This window comes from Acinetobacter sp. WC-743 (assembly GCF_000335555.1).
In the GTDB taxonomy this organism is placed as follows: Bacteria; Pseudomonadota; Gammaproteobacteria; order Pseudomonadales; family Moraxellaceae; genus Acinetobacter; species Acinetobacter bereziniae.
In genome coordinates this window covers 62,308-81,149 of sequence record NZ_AMFQ01000022.1, presented here as the reverse complement: position 1 = coordinate 81,149, position 18,842 = coordinate 62,308, and the positions used below count along the sequence as shown (strand labels likewise).

General features: G+C 38.1%; 17 protein-coding genes. 10 read left to right on the top strand and 7 right to left on the bottom strand.

Annotated features, from left to right (window positions below; genetic code table 11):
- Positions 1–30: 30 nt before the first annotated feature.
- The 3 genes from ACINWC743_RS03585 to ACINWC743_RS03575 form a co-directional block, all read right to left on the bottom strand.
- Complete coding sequence (locus ACINWC743_RS03585; protein ID WP_009584402.1) at positions 31–951, bottom strand: DMT family transporter; 921 nt, start codon at positions 949–951, stop codon at positions 31–33.
- 40 nt (positions 952–991) lie between these two features.
- Positions 992–1,744 (bottom strand): 23S rRNA (guanosine(2251)-2'-O)-methyltransferase RlmB, encoded by a 753-nt coding sequence (gene rlmB / locus ACINWC743_RS03580; protein WP_009584411.1) that lies wholly within the window; start codon positions 1,742–1,744, stop codon positions 992–994.
- Positions 1,745–1,887: 143 nt separating this feature from the next.
- Positions 1,888–2,211: a pyrimidine/purine nucleoside phosphorylase gene (locus tag ACINWC743_RS03575; RefSeq protein ID WP_004718357.1), complete on the bottom strand. Its 324-nt coding sequence runs from the start codon at positions 2,209–2,211 to the stop codon at positions 1,888–1,890.
- 528 nt (positions 2,212–2,739) lie between these two features.
- Between ACINWC743_RS03575 and recN the strand changes: the two genes are divergently transcribed.
- The 4 genes from recN (at position 2,740) to ACINWC743_RS03555 (ending at position 6,377) form a co-directional block, all read left to right on the top strand.
- On the top strand, positions 2,740–4,401 hold the full coding sequence (gene recN / locus ACINWC743_RS03570; protein ID WP_009584361.1) for a DNA repair protein RecN: 1,662 nt from the start codon (positions 2,740–2,742) through the stop codon (positions 4,399–4,401).
- A gap of 257 nt (positions 4,402–4,658) precedes the next feature.
- Entirely contained in the window at positions 4,659–5,213 is a 555-nt protein-coding gene (locus ACINWC743_RS03565; RefSeq protein ID WP_009584387.1) for a YqgE/AlgH family protein, read from the top strand.
- Positions 5,206–5,649, top strand: coding sequence for a Holliday junction resolvase RuvX (gene ruvX / locus ACINWC743_RS03560; protein ID WP_009584400.1), 444 nt, complete (start codon positions 5,206–5,208; stop codon positions 5,647–5,649). Before ACINWC743_RS03565 ends, ruvX begins: the two co-directional genes overlap by 8 nt.
- A 14-nt stretch (positions 5,650–5,663) precedes the next feature.
- Entirely contained in the window at positions 5,664–6,377 is a 714-nt protein-coding gene (locus ACINWC743_RS03555; RefSeq protein ID WP_009584368.1) for an SDR family NAD(P)-dependent oxidoreductase, read from the top strand.
- A 53-nt stretch (positions 6,378–6,430) separates the two neighbouring features.
- Here ACINWC743_RS03555 and ACINWC743_RS03550 read toward each other — a convergent pair whose 3' ends face one another.
- The 3 genes from ACINWC743_RS03550 to ACINWC743_RS03540 form a co-directional block, all read right to left on the bottom strand.
- Entirely contained in the window at positions 6,431–7,441 is a 1,011-nt protein-coding gene (locus ACINWC743_RS03550; RefSeq protein ID WP_005035363.1) for an HlyD family secretion protein, read from the bottom strand.
- Positions 7,442–7,509: 68 nt separating this feature from the next.
- Positions 7,510–7,716, bottom strand: a complete 207-nt coding sequence (locus ACINWC743_RS03545) for a DUF1656 domain-containing protein (RefSeq protein ID WP_009584428.1) — start codon at positions 7,714–7,716, stop codon at positions 7,510–7,512.
- Between the two features lie 2 nt (positions 7,717–7,718).
- Positions 7,719–9,803, bottom strand: a complete 2,085-nt coding sequence (locus ACINWC743_RS03540) for an FUSC family protein (RefSeq protein ID WP_009584405.1) — start codon at positions 9,801–9,803, stop codon at positions 7,719–7,721.
- Between the two features lie 495 nt (positions 9,804–10,298).
- On the opposite strand from ACINWC743_RS03540, the gene ACINWC743_RS03535 reads away from it, so the two are divergent.
- Positions 10,299–11,102: an IclR family transcriptional regulator gene (locus ACINWC743_RS03535; protein WP_009584423.1), complete on the top strand. Its 804-nt coding sequence runs from the start codon at positions 10,299–10,301 to the stop codon at positions 11,100–11,102.
- Positions 11,103–11,421: 319 nt separating this feature from the next.
- Positions 11,422–12,120 (top strand): NAD(P)H-dependent oxidoreductase, encoded by a 699-nt coding sequence (locus tag ACINWC743_RS03530; protein WP_009584418.1) that lies wholly within the window; start codon positions 11,422–11,424, stop codon positions 12,118–12,120.
- A 44-nt stretch (positions 12,121–12,164) separates the two neighbouring features.
- Here ACINWC743_RS03530 and ACINWC743_RS03525 read toward each other — a convergent pair whose 3' ends face one another.
- Positions 12,165–12,794 carry an alpha-ketoglutarate-dependent dioxygenase AlkB family protein gene (locus ACINWC743_RS03525; protein ID WP_009584385.1) on the bottom strand — a complete coding sequence of 210 codons (630 nt, stop codon included), beginning with the start codon at positions 12,792–12,794 and terminating at the stop codon, positions 12,165–12,167.
- A 127-nt stretch (positions 12,795–12,921) separates the two neighbouring features.
- Here ACINWC743_RS03525 and ACINWC743_RS03520 point away from each other — a divergent pair, with 127 nt between their 5' ends.
- The 4 genes from ACINWC743_RS03520 to ACINWC743_RS03505 all read left to right on the top strand — a co-directional run bounded on the left by ACINWC743_RS03520 (position 12,922) and on the right by ACINWC743_RS03505 (position 18,813).
- Entirely contained in the window at positions 12,922–14,724 is a 1,803-nt protein-coding gene (locus ACINWC743_RS03520; RefSeq protein ID WP_009584414.1) for an ABC transporter ATP-binding protein, read from the top strand.
- A gap of 950 nt (positions 14,725–15,674) precedes the next feature.
- Entirely contained in the window at positions 15,675–16,838 is a 1,164-nt protein-coding gene (locus ACINWC743_RS03515; RefSeq protein ID WP_009584393.1) for an acyl-CoA desaturase, read from the top strand.
- A gap of 109 nt (positions 16,839–16,947) precedes the next feature.
- Complete coding sequence (locus tag ACINWC743_RS03510; protein WP_009584367.1) at positions 16,948–17,277, top strand: DHCW motif cupin fold protein; 330 nt, start codon at positions 16,948–16,950, stop codon at positions 17,275–17,277.
- A 78-nt stretch (positions 17,278–17,355) separates the two neighbouring features.
- Positions 17,356–18,813 carry a protein adenylyltransferase SelO gene (locus ACINWC743_RS03505; RefSeq protein WP_035300202.1) on the top strand — a complete coding sequence of 486 codons (1,458 nt, stop codon included), beginning with the start codon at positions 17,356–17,358 and terminating at the stop codon, positions 18,811–18,813.
- Positions 18,814–18,842: the final 29 nt, after the last annotated feature.

The following is an 18,842-nucleotide window of genomic DNA, read 5'->3' as shown; positions in this document are numbered from 1 at the left end:
ACCAAATCAATAACATGTAATTAAAAACACTCATTGATTATGTTTACTAATATCTAAACGTTGTTGCAAACTGTCTTTATGGCTAAACCAACGCCAAGGCTGTAATGCCCCAACTCCCATGCCAATTAAACCGCAGATCATTGCCAAACTTAATGGCTCATTTAACAAAGGCACCGCGATTATTGCCGCGATAAAAGGTGCAAGTGTTACGATACTGCCTGTCTTAAATGCACCAAGACGCTTAATCGCTTCTACATAGGCTAAGGTTGCCACGATCACGACAAACACACCATGAAAAAGTGTCTGCATCAATAAATGCGGTGTTGACGCTTGGTCCAAATGCTTTGGTAAAAATAATAGATAAATTGGTACATAAACGATAGCGGACCAGATCGCTACACCTGCCATAGAATGCCATGCAGAAAGCTTCCACTGACGCAGTAATACTGTAAAAATTCCCCACCAGATTGCACTGAGAAAAAATAACAAATCACCAAAACCAAATGCCACACCCGTTTGTTGATACATCAAGAAACTCATCATGGAGATCGCCAATAACATAATAATCAAACTGATCCATGTATGTTTGTCAAAAGGTTGGCGATAGAGCAAATAACCTGCTAAGGCAGTACATAATGGAATACAACCATTTAGAAAAATTGCGGCATGGGCTGCTGGTACAAAATGGAATGCACTATAAGAAGTTAAGCAATAAACAACACCACCGACCATAGCCAAAATAAAAGGTTGTTTTTTAAATAGAAAAGCGGTGTCTTTTTTATAAATTAAAATAGGCATCAAAATACAAAATGCCAAAGAAAAACGTAATGCGGTAATATCCCAAGGGCTGATATGCCAAAGCGCATTCAGCCTTGAGGTAATGGTAAATCCGCCCCAAATACACATGGTGATTGCCACATAAATGTAGCCTTGGGTACGAACAGTCATCATGATGTTTTCTCAAATACGATCAATCATCGCAATGATCGTATTAACTTGCTTGACGTTGGCGACATGCTTCGTACAATGCCATACCTGTCGCCACACTGACATTCAAACTTTGCAAATTCCCAGACATAGGAATAAATACAGTTTGATCACATTGTGATTGGGTAATTGGACGCAAACCCGTATCTTCGGCACCCATCACCACACATACAGGCGTTCCTGTAAAATCGAACTTGTGAATAGGTAAGGCATTTTCGTCTAACATGGTGCCCACCACACGAACATGATAATGCTCTTTAATATGACCGAGTGTTCGCGCTAAATTGGTCACTTGAATAAATTTCACTTTTTCAGCACCACCCGCAGCGACTTTACGCGCAGTCGGCGTCAATGTCGCTGAACGATCACGTGGTACAATCACGGCTTCAACCCCCATCGCTGCTGCTGTACGAATACATGCACCAAGATTATGAGGATCTGTGATGTGATCAAGTGCCAACAACAATGGTGAATCAGTGCTTTCTAAAAGTTGCTCAAGATCTTTTTCGTTCAACACAGGATGTGGGCGTACTGCCGCGACCACCCCTTGATGAAAAGGTTGTCCTGCAAGTTTTTCCAAACTATCACGACTGGCTTTTTGCACACTGATCCCAAACGGTTCAGCAAGCTGTAAGATACGTTGCAAACGCTGATCATCACGCCCTTTTAACGTAAATAAGGTTAAAACACGTTCAGGTTCCAACTCTAATAATGACTCCACTGAATGAACGCCATAATAATATTCGGACTTCGCCATGAACAACCTCATTAACAACAGGATGATAGAAATGAAAAATCCTGCAAAGCCAACTTTACAGGATTTTATTTGATGATTCAGTTTAACCGATTTAGCTGAGAAATTCTTTGCTTAATTTCAAAACACTCGCATTGTTACAGTGTTTAGCCTTCCAAATGACAAACGTAATCGAGTACATCATCTGTTTCAATTTTAAAACGGCTATTTCCAGGGACATAAAAAGATTGTCCGGCACGGAACAGCTCACTTTCTTCGCTGTCGGCAATCTTGACACGACATTCACCAGAAATAATTTCCATACGCTCTGGGACATGTGTTTCAAATGTTAAAGCTTCCTCAGTAGGAAGAATAACGCCTAAAGTCTTTTTTGTTCCGTCTTCAAATTGCACAGTGTGACTAATACATAGACCACCAAAATATACATTGGATTTTTTAACTACGGATACGTGATCGTACTGAGCTGACATGCGTATTCTCCAGATAATGCGCATTTATAAAAATTATGTTCGATGTAGTTTAATGTCGTGCTACAAACTAATCAATCGAAGATTTTATTGTGGTGGCTTCGCGCCTTTACAAATTGACATGGGTAATCGTCATCAGTTCATCTCTTCACTGAAGCTAAGCCTGAAAACGCAACTCTAATACAAGCAAAGGATATGCCTATTTTTAGTCTCAATTTGCGTTCGATATAAAGTGATTGAAGAATTGTGATATTTACTACTTTATCTTTAACTGTTCGAGGCTCCCTCACTTCTAAGGCATTATGAATGTCATGATTGGATAGATGGATAAAGCTTAGGTTTATTTAGAAATATTCCCTCAATACTCACTTTATACACAGTCTATCGATTGTTTAAACTCAAGACATTTTATTTTCAGCTTAAATCTATTTAAAATACTTAAAAATATGCCTATTAGAATATTTTCTGACTTGTGACTAAAACAAAACTTCACTATCTTAGAACTTCACCGTTCGCAGCTTGGATGCGTTTATGCTGACACACTTAAATCTGATCAATTTTGCTTTAGCGGATAATCTTGCCATTGATATTGAAAAAGGCTTCAATGTCCTCACAGGCGAAACAGGTGCAGGTAAGTCATTATTGTTAGATGCACTATCAGCCTGCCTAGGAGAGCGTACGGACACCAATTATGTGCGTTATGGTTCAGAAAAAGCAGATATTACTGCAGTTTTTAGTTATCAACCTGAAAGTCCTGAAGCAGCATGGTTAACCACCCATGAATTAGATGATGAATCTGGTGAAATTCATTTAAGACGTGTGATTTTTGCCACAGGTCGCAGTAAAGCATGGATTAACGGGCGTCCAAGTAGCCTTGCTGAACTGAAAGAACTAGGACGTTTGTTGGTACAATTATATAGCCAGCATAGCCAACAACAACTTTTGGAACCACCTTATCCCAAACACTGGTTAGATCGTTATAGTAATTTTTACCAAGCCGCTCAAGATGTTCGTGATGCCTATAGCACATGGCAAAAAAACATTCGCATTCATCAAGCAGCTATAGATGCACAAGCCAATCGCCTGCAACGTATCGATACTTTAAAACTGCAACTCGAAGAGCTTGAAGATGTGATTCGGGTTGACTACAAAGAAATAGAACAAGAATTTGACCGTTTAAGTCACCACGAACACATCATGCAAGATTGTGGATACAGCTTAAATGTGTTGGATGAGTCAGAACAGAATATCACCCAAGAAATTTCATCGATTATTCGTCGTCTTGAATCGCATGCGGGTCGTAGTGAGCAATTGTCAGAAATCTACAACTCTTTGATTAATGCACAAAGTGAAATCGATGATGCAACAGCCAATTTACGTCAGTTTATAGATCGTCAAAGCTTTGACCCTGAGCGTATGGATGAACTCAATAAGCAACTTGAAGTCTTCCATCGTCTGGCACGCAAATATCGTATTCAGCCTGATGAGCTTAAACAGCAATATGAAACTTGGCAAAATGAATTAGAACAATTACATCAACTTGAAGACCCTGAGACATTGGCAGAGCAAGTTGAACACGCCCATCAAGCTTTTATAGAAAAAGCGCAGTATCTAGATCAAATCCGTCGCCAAGCTGCTGAACCTTTAGCCAAACAACTGACTGAACAAGTTAAACAGCTGGCACTACCTGAGGCGCATTTCGAGTTTAAATTTGAACCTTTAGAACCTGTTACTGCGGAAGGATTAAGCTTTATCCAACTGCTGTTTACAGCCAATAAAGGCATTCCTCCTCAACCGCTCGCACGTGTTGCTTCAGGAGGTGAATTATCACGTATCGCACTTGTCATGCAAGTGATGAATGCTGAAAAAACCGAAGCTGAGGTTTTGGTTTTTGATGAAATTGATGTCGGTATAAGCGGTGGTACTGCTGAAATTGTTGGGCGTCTATTGGCTGGTTTAGGTCAACATGTACAGATTCTTTGTATTACCCATCAGGCTCAAGTCGCAGCACAATCAGACCAACATCTATTGGTGAAAAAGCTCCAAACTGACCCTGCAAGCAGTACCATTGTGGAACTTGAAGAAGAGCAACGAATTTTAGAGTTGGCACGCATGACCGGTGGTATTGAAATTGGTGAAACCACATTACAACACGCCAAACAACTCCGACAATTAAAATTCCAGCATTCGTAACAAATGCATTTATAGTGTCTATTGCTACTTCAATCATGATGTGAAGCGACCATATAAATGCTCCTCAATCGAGAAACATTTAACTTAAAGTATGTTTTTTTGATTAATTTTTCATCAAACCCATTGCAAAACCTCACTGTTTTTGTAGGCTTTTGAAATATTCACAACCTATTGATATTAATTGTGCTATTTATATAGTTATAGATTTTCTCAAAATTAAAATATTTAACCTGAGTTCGACAAGGAGCTGCATATCGGTGACCAAACAATATCTTTCTCATCGTTGCCTAATCGCCCCTCCTGATCTTGCGGATGATTTCTTTGCGAATACCGTAATTTATATTGCCCGCCATGATGAAGATGGAGCACAAGGGATTATTATCAATCGCCCTTCTGGCATTCAAGTCAAAGAATTGCTCAATGACTTAGACATCGCAGCAGATAATGTCCATCCACATGAAGTTTTACAAGGGGGTCCTTTACGCCCAGAAGCAGGCTTTGTTCTGCATACTGGACAACCGACTTGGCATTCTTCAATTGCAGTGGGTGAAAATCTTTGTATCACCACCAGTAAAGATATTTTAGATGCGATTGCCCATAATGAAGGGGTCGGGCGTTATCAAATTGCTTTGGGTTATGCCAGTTGGACTAAAAATCAATTGGAAGAAGAAATTGCTCGTGGAGATTGGTTGATTTGTGACTCAGATATGGATCTGGTATTTAATTTACCTTATACCGACCGTTGGGATGCAGCTTATCGTAAAATAGGCATTGATCGTACTTGGTTAGCTTCTGAGATTGGACATGCCTGATTTAAATTCACCGCAACTCATTATTGCATTTGATTTTGGTACACAAAAAATGGGCATGGCGGTGGGTTCATCTCTCATTGAAAGTGCAACACCGCTTGCACTTTTCCCGATGAAAGATGGCATCCCCAATTGGGATGAGCTGTTAAAAATCGTTAAACAACATCAACCAAATTTATTTTTGGTCGGCTTGCCGCTCAATATGGATGATTCTGAATCTGAATTATCAACCCGAGCACGTAAATTCGCACGGCGCATACGCCATCAAACTAATATTGAAACAGTTATGGTTGATGAACGTTTGACCACCCGTGAAGCACGAGATGAACTTGAACATTATCAAGCTCAGGGGCGTGCAAAAAAATTAGCCGCTGACAGTATCGCAGCTGCATTATTTATCGAAAGCTGGTATCGAAATCCTGAAGGGATTACGCCATAATTTGAGTCATTTAAATGTCAAAGACCTTTGTAATTTATGGTGTCAGTAAGGGCTTAGGGCAAGCCCTTTTACAAACAATTCCGCAAAGACAAGATCAGGTTTTTGGCGTTTCTCGTTCAAAACCTGAATCAGATCTGCCAAATTTTCATTGGATTTGTGCTGATCTTGCTCAACCTGAACAAGCAAGAGATACTGTTAAACATCAAATCCAGCGTCAAACGGTCGACTATCTGATTTACAATGTCGGTATTTGGGAAGAAAAAGCATTTGATACAGATTATGCATTTGAACAATGTTCAGATTTAGAAATTTCCAATTTAATTCAGACCAATATTCAATCCTGCATTTTGGCAATTCAGTCCTTACTAGAAAATTTACGCCTTTCTGCAAATGCCAAAATCATCTTAATTGGTTCCACATGGGGACTTGATAACCATTCTGGAAAAGAAGTGGTATTCTCTGCCACTAAATTTGCTTTGCGAGGGATTGTACATGCTTTACGTGAAACATTACGCAAAGATCAAATTGGGATTAGTGTTTTAAACTTAGGTTATTTAGCCACGGAATTTGATATCAGCACCCCCATAGATGAAGTAATTTTGCAGAGTGATGCTCAACTAATCCCTTTGCAAGACGTAGTGCTTGCCATTCAATTTATATTATCAACCAGCAAAGCAAGTTGTGTAAAAGAAATCGATATGCCTGCAATGGCAGATTTGAATCTATAAAAAAACCCATCATCTGATGGGTTTAAAATTTAAAGTTTAATGACTGAAATTGATCATTTCTTATCTTTTTCCAAAATATGTACTGTCACTGTACGCCCTGCAACAAATGCCAATGAATCATGCGGAACATCATCTAAAACAATTTTAACAGGAACACGCTGTGCTAAACGTACCCAACTGAACGTTGGATTCACATTCGCCAACAATCCTGAAGAAGTGGTTCGCTCACGGTCTTCAATCCCAGATGCAATACCTTGAACATGCCCTTTATATTTGATGGAATCACCCATTAACTGTACAGTTACTGGATCATTTAAATGAATTTTATTAAGCTTGGTTTCTTCAAAATAACCAACCACATACAATTGTTTTCGATCTAACAAGGCCGCAACAGCTTGACCAACTTTGACATAGTTTCCGACGCGTAAATCGAAGTTGGATAATGTTCCATCCGCAGGCGCCAATACCTCTGAACGTTGTAAATTCAGTTGAGCAAGGTGCACACTACTATTTGCAGCTTCAATCAAGGCTTTTTGTTGCTTGATACTGGCTTCTGCCTGTTGCACAGCAGCTTCAAGTTGTTGATGCTCAGCATGAGTTTGATCTCGTGTCGCAAACATTTGATCTTGCTCTTGTTTAGAAATTGCACCATCCATTAAATCCGAATATCGGCGTGCATTTTTATCAGCAAGATTAATGTTGGCTTTCGACTTCACAATATTGGCTTTTGCCTCAGCAAGTGCAGCTTCCGCTTCAGCAAGTCCAGATTGTGCTTTGGCGAGATCGGATTTGGCCTGCTCAACATCTAAAGCCTGACGAGCCACATCAATTTTAAATAACACCTGTCCCTTTTTCACCGTTTGGTTATCTTGAACCATCACCTCTGTGACTAATCCAGCAATATCAGACGATACCTGAATGACATCTCCACGAATACGACCATCTCGTGTCCATGGTTCAGCATTGTAATAATTCCAAATATGTCGTGCGCAAAGTATCGCAATAATGATTACAATAGCTAAGGATATTGGGCGTATTGCCTTACGTATATCAAACGTTTTCATTTCACAAATCCAATCATTAAACTTAAATTTTTAAAACCTGAAACTTTAAAACCAACAATCTATAGACGCTAAGTCGTGATCTGAATAAAAAACCAATGTATTGACCACAATAAAATCAAATAGGTACAGATATTGAAGATGCCTGGCAATGCAATCCATTCTTTTTCAACCAAGCGATCTGTACCAATACAAACAATTTTCCAAATCAAAAAAGCCACCACAGCTTGGATTAAAAATATTGGGACATAAACACCATAAATATTTAGCTCACCCATATTTATGCTCCAAGTAAAGGTATAGAAGACTGTCGCTCAGCCTGTTGAATATGACACATACTGCTTCGAATATTATTCACTGAAATTTCAATACGATGTCGAATGTCTTCATCACCAACAGCTTGCACATCATCGATCACTTGATCAAATTGTTGGATCAATTGCTGTTTTATATGATCGGTAGATTGGCTATGCTTTTTCTCCGTCCACCACCGTTCAAGCAAATCTTGTAATTTGACAATCGATCTTGTGCTTGCTGATTCTGGAGAAAGCTTTTGCACCAGCTCTTGTAAACGAGTTAAATCAATTGCAGCACTTGATTCAATTAATGCGTTATTAATTTCTACTTTGAGTTGTTCTGACTGAATCTGCTTGGTATTTAAAACACCAATACGATCGAGAATACTTCTTAAATGAATTCTAAAGCCTGTACCATAAGGCATCGTGATACTTTCACGCATCGCTTTATAGTGTAAGGTCAACATGCGTTTTACGGTCATTTCAGGTGACATCGAACGGACCATTTGCATGACACAAACTGAAATAATCGGTCCAATCACCGTTGCAATTGAAGCATCGAAAAAGGTGACTTGATCCATCATATAGCGGTTTTGTAAATTCAATCCCATGACAGTACTCATGATCAGCGGCAAACCCAGTGCATGTAAAGGTGGATGCAAATACAACATCACACAAAACATAATGAAAGGTGCCAATACGATAGCTAATTCCCAAAAAGCGGTCACATGAGGAAAAATGCCATAAGCATAAATAAAAACCAGAAATGCAGCATAAACACTGGCACGAATAAAAATTTTTAATGCAGGTACAGGATCATCCATGAATGTCAGAATACAGGCAGTAATTGCCGCCATCTCAGCCAACATAAAGCCCATTTTCCAACCGCTTAAAATCCAGAATGTACAAGCAAGTAAGGTGGTAAGAAATGCAGAAATTCCACCTCGAACAGCAACACCATAATCACGATGCAAACTTGGATAGGTGGTGGTTAATGGTGTAATGGATTCTGGTAAGGTGTTGTCTCCCCGTTGCATACATTGCCAAATCAATTTCACCGCACGAACATTTTGAATAAAATGACGAATATCCATTTTCAAACTGCCCAAAATAATGTGTTGCTCAGGAGATGCATGATCAACAATGGCTTGAAAATCAGACTCAAAATGCTCAGGTAAATGTTTTAGCTGATGTTCAAGAATGACACGTTCATTGTCTAAAAAGTCATCTACATTACGATGAAACTTTTGCAAATACGGACGATAGTTCAGATCAATTTGATCCAACTGTTTCATTCTTTCAGACATCGCGACCAAATTTGCCACCAACATTGTCACTTGATGCAATAGTTCCTGTAATGGCTTGGTCATCCCTTTAAATTTAGATGTTTCATAACTTAAATGCACCGCCATGGTATGAATATCAGTGGTGTCACGTGTGATATTTGCCAAGAGCTGAGTATAATTTTCAGAATGTTGAGCATCTGACAAAATAGAGTCAAATGCCTGTTTGGTGTCTTGCATGGTTTTAGATACACGCATTTGAATAACAGGTCCAATATGCATGGGAAATATCGTTGCTGAGACAACTGCACTACACACAACACCCAAGGAGATTTCTAAAAATCGCCCCACTGCCATATCAAAAATTGAAACCGTATCGATGTAAAAAATTGAGTTAAAACAAATAATAACTGCGGTATATCCTGCCAACATCACCACATAACTGCGTGGTGAGCGATCAATTAAAGACAAATAAAGACACAACCCTACCCAAGCTGCCAAGACAAAAGTAAATAACCACGGCGTATTGACCAAATGAGGCATCACGGCAATTGCAAAAATAGCCCCAAACAAGGTCCCTAAAATCCGATAAATACTTTTAGATGCCAGCATTCCCGAATACGGATTGGCAATCACAAAAACTGTACCAATCGCCCAAATGGGATAACTGAGGTTGAGTTCAAACGCAATATATAACGCCAACATGCCAGCAATAAATGTTTTAGTCGCAAAAATCCAATCCAGTTTATTGGGTCTAAAAGCCAATAGTGGTTTGATTAATAACATGTTTGCGACTCACGATGATTGAATAATGTTGGTTTTTGAGCTGTACGATTTATCTTTTGTTTTATTCACGACCAAAAAAACGCACTGCTTAAAGAAATAAACAGTGTGATGAATAAAAACTGAATAGAGGAACAAATTTAGGATTTTGCTCAGTACAACCATTGAGTAGAGAAAGACTCAATTGACAATGAAAATTTATGCTCAAAATTTAAACTATTTTTCAACAGATAAATTTCGTCATTGGATATTCATGTAGACAATTTTTTCAAAAAACATCAAATAAGTCAATAAAAATATCTTATTTTGATAATAAACCACAATATAGTTTAAATCATTGCTTAAATGTAGTGCATTTTCTCAAAATTAGCACTAAAGTAATAAATCTAGAATCATTTGCAATTACATTGCAAATTCGGCTGTTTTTTCTTGAACAATTTGTTATAAAGTAACATTAATTTTTTATTTTTTGATTCTCACTTATTGAGTAGGTCATCAATGGCACTTTCAAGTTTTGGCAAAATTCTCACCGTCTTAGATTTATTTTCGGTGTCTCGCCCAGTAATTAATGTCGATGTGATTTGTGAAGAGCTTGGTCTATCGAAACCGACCAGCTATCGTTATTTGAAAGAATTAGTGTCGGCTGATATTTTGCAACGTTTAAATGGAACCTCAGGTGACTATACACTGGGTCCTAAAATTGCAGTCATGGATTATATTTCTAGAACGACAGATCCATTGGTGCGTATCAGTAAGCCATTTATGCAGGAAATCTCAGAACGTACAGAACTGTGTTGCCTGTTGACACATTTAAATGATGACTACTGTATCGATGTTCATCATGAGGTTTATCGTGATGAAACGTTATTATCTTATGGGCGTGGTTGTCCTCGTCCAGTATTTATGGGTTCATCACCCAAAGTGATCATTGCCCATTTACCTAAGCAAAAAATTCATGACTATTACAATCGTTTTGCGACCCAACTGGCAGAGGTCAATTTTGCTGAAAATGCTGAAACCTTTATCAATAAAATGAAAAAAATCAAAAAACAAGGCTTCTATTTTTCGCAAGGTGAATTAGATCCTAATGTTTCAGGTCTGTCTATTCCCGTTAAATTCTCAAGCAAAGAAGCACCTTTAGCGCTTACTGTACTTGCCTCTAAAAATCGTTTTGAATACGTCAATACTCAAAAACTGATTGAAACCTTACAAGATTCAGCCACTCAAATCGAAAAACGTTACCAGGCTCTTTCTGCCAATGATCAACTTTCTGCCTTTCATCCACAAGAAGGGATAAATTGATAATTTAACATTTTGTAATGTTTTTCTCTATTGATAATGTTTTTACATTCTCATAATATGATTATGTTCTTCAGTAATCCATGATATTTTGGCATTGTTTTTTAGAAGACAATGCCTCCTCAGAGTAAGAAAGCCTATGCCCTTAAACATAGGCTTTTTTTATGCGTACTGGTTTATTTATGATTAGACCACTTGTATTAAAAATTTGATTTACCCTGATGACCTAAAAAAAATAATTCAGGTGATTGGCGAATCATGCTTTTTTAGAAATAATCCAAATATCAAACAATAAAATCATCATTATTTTTCAAGGACTGCTATGAATATTCTTATCGTTCACGCTCACCCTGAACCACTTTCGTTTACCACAGCACTAAAAGATCATGCTGTTGATACCCTACATAATTTAGGACATCATGTAGAAGTTTCAGACTTATACGCAATGAACTTTAATCCCGTTGCATCTCAAGCAGACTTTGATAGTCGAAGCAACCAAGAATATTTGAATTATGCTTTAGAACAACGTCACGCATCGAAAACCCATGATCTTGCACAAGACATTCAAATTGAAATTGAAAAAGTGCAAAAAGCAGATTTATTAATTTTCAGTTTTCCCATGTATTGGACTTCTGTACCTGCCATTTTAAAAGGATGGATTGATCGAGTCTTTGTTTCAGGTATTTTTTACGGTGGTAAACGTTTTTATAATCGTGGTGGTATGTTAGGCAAAAAAGCAATGCTCAGTTTTACCCTCGGTGGTCGTGACCATATGTTTGGGCAAAACGCAATTCATGGCGCTATAGACGATTTATTGCTTCCTATTCAGCGTGGCACACTGGCTTATGTTGGATTTGAGGTGCTACCTCCATTTATTGCCTATCATGTACCCTATATTACCAATGAAGCTCGCCAGCAATTATTACAACAATATCAGCAACATTTGCAGAATTTAGAACAGTTACAAGCTTTAGAATTTCCAAAACTAGAACAGTTTGATGACAAACTTTATCCACTTTAACAAGTATTCGTTGAGATAAAAAAACCATTATTTCGTAAATATCTTTACTGCGATTCAGTTGGATAAAAATAGCGAAAAGTCAAATTTACCCGTGGCTCCACCACACGTGTAGATTTGGCGAGCATATGTTTCCAATAACGTTGTGTCCTTCCTTGCATCACAATCAACTGTCCACTTTGTAAGCTTAAATCTACCTTTTCAGCTTTCCATTTGTGTTTGAAACTAAACTTTCGTGTTGCACCAAAACTCAGTGAGGCAATCACAACATTTCTTTCTGGCGACTCCAAAGAAGGTTCATCATCACTGTGCCAACCTACGCCTTGTGTGCCATTTTCATATAAATTGGCAAGACATGAATTATAAGTATACCCAGTCAATTGCTCAATATGTTGCTTTAGTCGGAATAATGCGGGATTCCAAACATGTGCCTGTTTTGCCATGCCTGAATAATGATATTGATAATGATCATCACCATACCACACCACTTTACGCTCAGTTTGATAATATTGCCCATGCAAATACACTTCATCGTGCTGCCAAGCCAAATGTTTTAAGAAATAAACTAAATATTTTTGACTCTGTTCATGGTCTAAGATCAAGCCAAAATCCTTCACTTCCCCATCACAAGGCAGTAAATTATCTTTCGCTTCAGGTTCAAACAGTTCTAGATTCATCGCTAAACAATCATACACATGTCTACTTAAAGTTTACTTTAGCGCTTCACAATTCAAAACACATGAAGTACTTGTGACAAAATTTATTCAGTTCTAGACTAAAAGCAAACCTAAAAAGCAAAAACTTATGAATTTATGGCAATTATTTCTAAAACTACGCCCCTTTGTACGTCCCTATCGCTGGCTCGTCATCGTGACCTTATTTTTAACCTTGGTCGGTTCACTGACTGCACAGGTCAATGCACTGACTCTTAAATATGCCGTAGACAGTATCAATCAACTGATTCAAGCAGGGCAAGGATTGGCGGATGGCTGGCATATCATTATCACCATTAGCCTTGTTTTATTGGGAAAGGAGGTCATCAATGCCATTGTGCAATTTGGGCAAAAGTCATTTGGTGAAAAGCTAAGGATTTTAATTTCACAAGACCTTTCGCAAGGAATCATTGAGAAATTCATTACCTATAGACTGGCTTTTTTCGATCAACAGAATAATCAAGCAGGCAAATTACAAACACGTATTGATCGTGGAGTCAGCTCACTGACTCGTCTTGTACAGATCTTTTTTATTGATATTTTACCGCTATTTAGCAGCGCAATTATCGCTTTGGCTTTAATGTATTATGCCAATTTTTGGGTCGGTTTAGTTGCTACCATTATTGTTCCTATTTACTTCTGGTTGACCTTTAAACAGTCGCAAAAACTGTCTGGTAAACGGCGTGCATTGCGCGATAATTTTGAAAAAAAGAATCAAGGCATTCTCAGTATTATCAATTCGATTACAGTCATTAAATCTTTTAATAAAGAAAGTGTTGAGTCAACCAAACAGTTGAATCTACAAAAATCACTCACCGAAAATCAAATGCAAACCCGCCAAACCAGCTATCTTTTTGATGGTTTGAAAACGTTTATTGAACAAGTAGGTGTGGTTTTCATCATCATTTTAACAGCTTATTTTGTGTTAGATGGACAAATGAGTATCGGTATGATCATGTACCACGTGTTGTTGTTTAATAATGTCTCTGCACCTATTCGTTCTTTACATCGTATTTATGATGAAATTAACTCGGCAATGATTTACTCCGAAAGCTTCTTTAATATTTTAGAAGCGGACAATGAGATCGAAGCCAGTGGCTCACAACAACCTAAAATTCTAGGCAAATTTGAACTTGAACATGTCGACTTTACCTATCCCAATGGTTATCAGGCTTTGCATCATATCAACATGACCATACAGCCTAATAAAATCACTGCATTGGTGGGCTTATCAGGTGCAGGAAAATCGACCCTGATCAGTTTATTAGATAAATTTTATCTTCCGAATGCAGGCTGTATCAAACTAGATGGGATTGATTTAGAAGAAATTGACACCCACTACCTCCGTGAACATATTGGTTTAGTGCTACAAAAAAACCATATTTTTCAGGGTTCTATTTTAGAAAATATTCGTTATGGCAAACCTCAGTCCAGTAATGAGGAAGTGATACAAGCTGCAAAAAAAGCTTCAATTCATGAACAGATTTTAAAACTGCCACATGCTTATGAAGCCGATGCCCTTTTATTATCAGGTGGACAACAACAACGTATTGCCCTTGCCCGTATGTTTCTTAAAAATCCACCCATTATCTTTTTAGATGAACCTACAGCAAGTTTAGATGCAATCGCGGCTGAACAAATTAAACAAAGTCTGGACGAAATCAAGCAAGGTCGAACGGTGATCATGATTTCACATAGTCTTTCGCAAATTATTGATGCTGACTACACTTATGTCATGAAGGATGGTCAAATTGTCGAGCATGGCGAACATCATGAGCTTTACCATCAAGATGGCACTTATAAAGAAATTTTTGATGCCATGGCAAAAAGTTTGAATATTGAAAAAATTGCTCAAACTTTTGAAGATGATACTGAGGAAGAAACACATAGCTAATAATAGTGATGAACTATTGTTCAAATCAGTGTATTTAAACATTCAGTATTCAATCGCACTATGATGAAAATAGTCTCGTTCTATCATTATGTTATACAGTTATTAAACAATGATTTGATTGAATAGCTTCAACCCTAAATAGAACAAGATAACCTGAGTTCGATAAAAATCCTTGATGAAAGATGATACAGCCAAACCGCCTGATTATTCATACAAGTGATTTGGATGATTCATTTATTTTGTACTTTTGAATCATAGATGGTCTTGCTATCGTGAGGCGACATGGATGTCGCCATGTTGAGCGGGGGTATGAGGATGTACCCCTCGCTCAACGAAAGATTTTTGTCATTTTTCATCTCTGAAAAGTGAGGCATCGCCTAAACTTTAGCACTAAAGCGTGGCAGTCTAAGCTTTAGATCATCAAAACAATCTATTGATCGCTTTCATTTTATTGATCAAGAGAAATGAAACGCTATTGATGGTTGCGCTTGCGGAGCTCCGCTCCTCATCCTAAAATTTGATGAAAACGCAGCAAGACTCCATAGAGATTTATTATTTTTCAATGAGTTGAGGATTTAATTACATCGAACTCAGGTTAAAATAAATTGAGTCGCATAAAATCAGATTTTCTTTACCGTGTTGGAAGTGATTTAACTCAAAACTTTCGTGCATTCAATCACGACCAAGTATGAAGTTGTGGCACTTATTCTGGGTAAAATTTTTTACGCACTTTTGACAATCAAGTACGACTTTTTAATCATTCATTTTTTTCGATCAAATCGCTAAAATCTGTGTTTTATTCTGTTACTGTTTTATACAATACAGATGTACACTAATACTAGTGAACATCTGTTCGCTCATGATACTATTCGTGAAAGTATAGCCTAGAAAAATGCTGAAGCTATGCGTTTAACTTTACCTAATGAAGGTTCTTAGGAGTGCTGTTGGAGATGAATGCTCCCCTACCCAAAGCCCCAATAAATTGGATCGGTGTTTTTGCTCTGGTATTCTTACCACTTGTGGCATTAATTGCGATTCCATTGTATGCCTACCATCATGATTTTAGTGTGGCAGCTTGGATTAGTTTATTCGTTTTACTCGGTCTCAGTAGTTTAGGCATTACTGCGGGTTATCATCGCTTGTGGGCACACCGTGCTTATGAAGCGACTTTACCTCTTAAAATTATTCTGATGATTATGGGAACATTTGCTGTTCAAAACAGTATTTTGTTCTGGGCTTCAGGTCACCGTACTCATCACCGTCATGTAGACGATGTTGATCAAGATCCATATTCAATTAACAATGGCTTTTGGTATGCACACATTGGCTGGATGTTACGTAACTATCCTGCTGCTGAATCAAACTATAAAAATGCACCAGATTTGTTAAATGATAAAGTGGTGATGTTCCAAGACAAATATTACATTCCATTGGTCATTGCAGTTCACGCAGCTATTCTCCTTCCATTGGGTTGGGCTGTAGGTGACATGTGGGGCGTATTGCTCTTAGGTGGTTTACTCCGCTTAATCATCAGCCACCATGTAACCTTCTTTATTAACTCTTTATGTCATATGTGGGGCAAACGTCCTTATACAGATGAAAATACTGCACGTGATAACTTCCTGCTTGCCATTGCGACATGGGGTGAGGGTTATCATAACTACCACCATATTTTCCAATACGATTATCGTAATGGCGTGAAATGGTGGCAATATGACCCGACGAAATGGTTGATTTGGTCATGCTCTAAAATTGGTTTAGCAAAAAATCTTCGTCGTATTCCGAGCTTTAATATTAAAAAAGCAGAATTAGCAATGAAGTTTAAATATGCTGAACAGGACTTAGCAATTTACGGTCACAATGTAAATGCTGACATTTTAGCAATGAAACAAAAAGTCTCTCAAGAATATGAAGCTTTCACCCATACATTAAACGATTGGGCAGCTTTAAAAGAGCAAGAGTTACAAGCTAAAAAAGCCTCGGTTGCGGAAAAAATTCACCAAATGGATGTCAAACTTAAAGTTGATTTTCAGTTGGTTGAGCAAAAATTGGCTTTCCACCGTGAGCGTTTAGAAACATTGATGCGCGGTATTAAAAAGAACGTTGTTTCTTAATCTATCGATCATCAAATCAGTAAAAATCCACATAAATAGAAAAGCTCCAACTGGAGCTTTTCTTTTGCCTAATTTTTATAACCATCTAAATCTAAACCGAGCAACTGACATGCAGATCAATAATATCCCTTTTGGCATCACCAACTGGACAGAGATTCCGACCACCCGTCACCAAGGTGAACAAGGTTTTGCACTTTGGCGAACTCAACAATTTGATCAAATTCGTGTTCGAATGGTCGAGTACTCAGCAGGATATTTAGCAGATCACTGGTGCTTGAAAGGTCATATCCTTTTTTGTTTAGAGGGTGAGTTATATACAGAACTTGAAGATGGACGTACATTTACTTTAACCGCTGGTATGAGTTATCAAGTTGCAGATCAAGCGGAAGCACATCGTTCTTCAACCACATCAGGCGCAAAGTTATTTATTCTCGACTAAATTAGTCAACATTCTCCCACAGCATTAAAATTTTGCTATATTGATCAAGTCATGATTTATCCAGTGCGATCAACTTCTATGTACTTCAATCCTCGTTATCCCACGTTGAATTCAAAACTATACCATGAGCAAATGCCCAACCCGCTCAAAGGTGCAAAAGCAGGACATTTTAATCTTGCACTCGCTGATGAATTACAATGGTCGGAGGAAGAAAAAGCACAGTGGGTGGAGATTTGCAGTGGACAAAAAACATTCCCAGAATTCCATCCTTTAGCGATGGTCTATGCAGGACATCAGTTTGGTCAATGGGCTGGACAATTGGGGGATGGGCGAGGTTTGTTGATTGCACAAATTCTCAATCGTCATCATCAAACCATTGATCTGCATTTAAAAGGCGCAGGCTCTACGCCCTACTCTCGCATGGGCGATGGACGAGCTGTACTTCGCTCAGTCATTCGTGAGTATTTGGCAGGTCATGCCTTAAATTCGCTTGGTGTCCCATCAAGTAATGCGGTAGGTTTTACCTCATCAACTCAAGGTGTTCAGCGAGAGAAGCTTGAACTTGGTGCAATGATGTTACGTACATCAGATTGTCACATTCGTTTAGGGCATTTTGAATGGATCAACCAATACCAACCTGACCTATTGCCAGAATTCACCCAAAAATGTATCGAATGGCATTATCCTGAGTGTTTGGAGCTTCAGCAAGCTGGCACTGAAAATCATATCTTGGCTTTTGCACGCAAAGTGATTCAAAATACAGCCATCATGATTGCCAAGTGGCAACTAGTTGGCTTTGCGCATGGGGTGATGAATACTGATAATTTAAATATTACAGGTTCAACTCTCGATTTTGGTCCTTATGGTTTTATGGAACGATTCCGTCCAAACTGGATCAATAACCACAGTGATTACAATGGACGTTACACTTATCAAAACCAACCTAGTATCGCACATTGGAACTTATGGAATTGGTTAAATCATTTAATTCCACTTGCTCAACCTGAAACAAAAGAAAAATTTAAACAGGATTTGGTCGAATGCTTAGAAGATTTTGAACCTACCTTTCTTAAGCACTATACAGATGGGCTATGTCAAAAACTTGGACTTCCAAACTTTCACAAAGACAGCTTTGACTGCGGTATGAGCTTTTTAAAAATTTTACAAAGCGAACAGCTTGACTATACCGATAGCTTTATACGTTTACAAAATAAGCAGTATGAAGCCATTCAAGATGATTGCCTAGATCGCCGTCAATTTGAATTATTTTTGACTCAATATGAAAGTATTCGTGAACATCAAGATTTAGATGCATTGGATGCTAATATGAAACTTGCCAATCCAGTTTATATCTTAAGAAATCATATGGCTCAAAAAGCCATTGAACTAGCTGAGCGTGATGATTTTTCTGAAGTTGATCGTTTATTTAAGTTACTCAGCCAACCTTTTACACGTCAAACTGATTTAGAAACCGCTGCAGATTTGGCTCCCTTAGCAAGTGATTTACCTGAAGTTATGGTGAGTTGCTCGTCTTAGATAAAAGCTCCCTAGAAATTTAGGGAGCT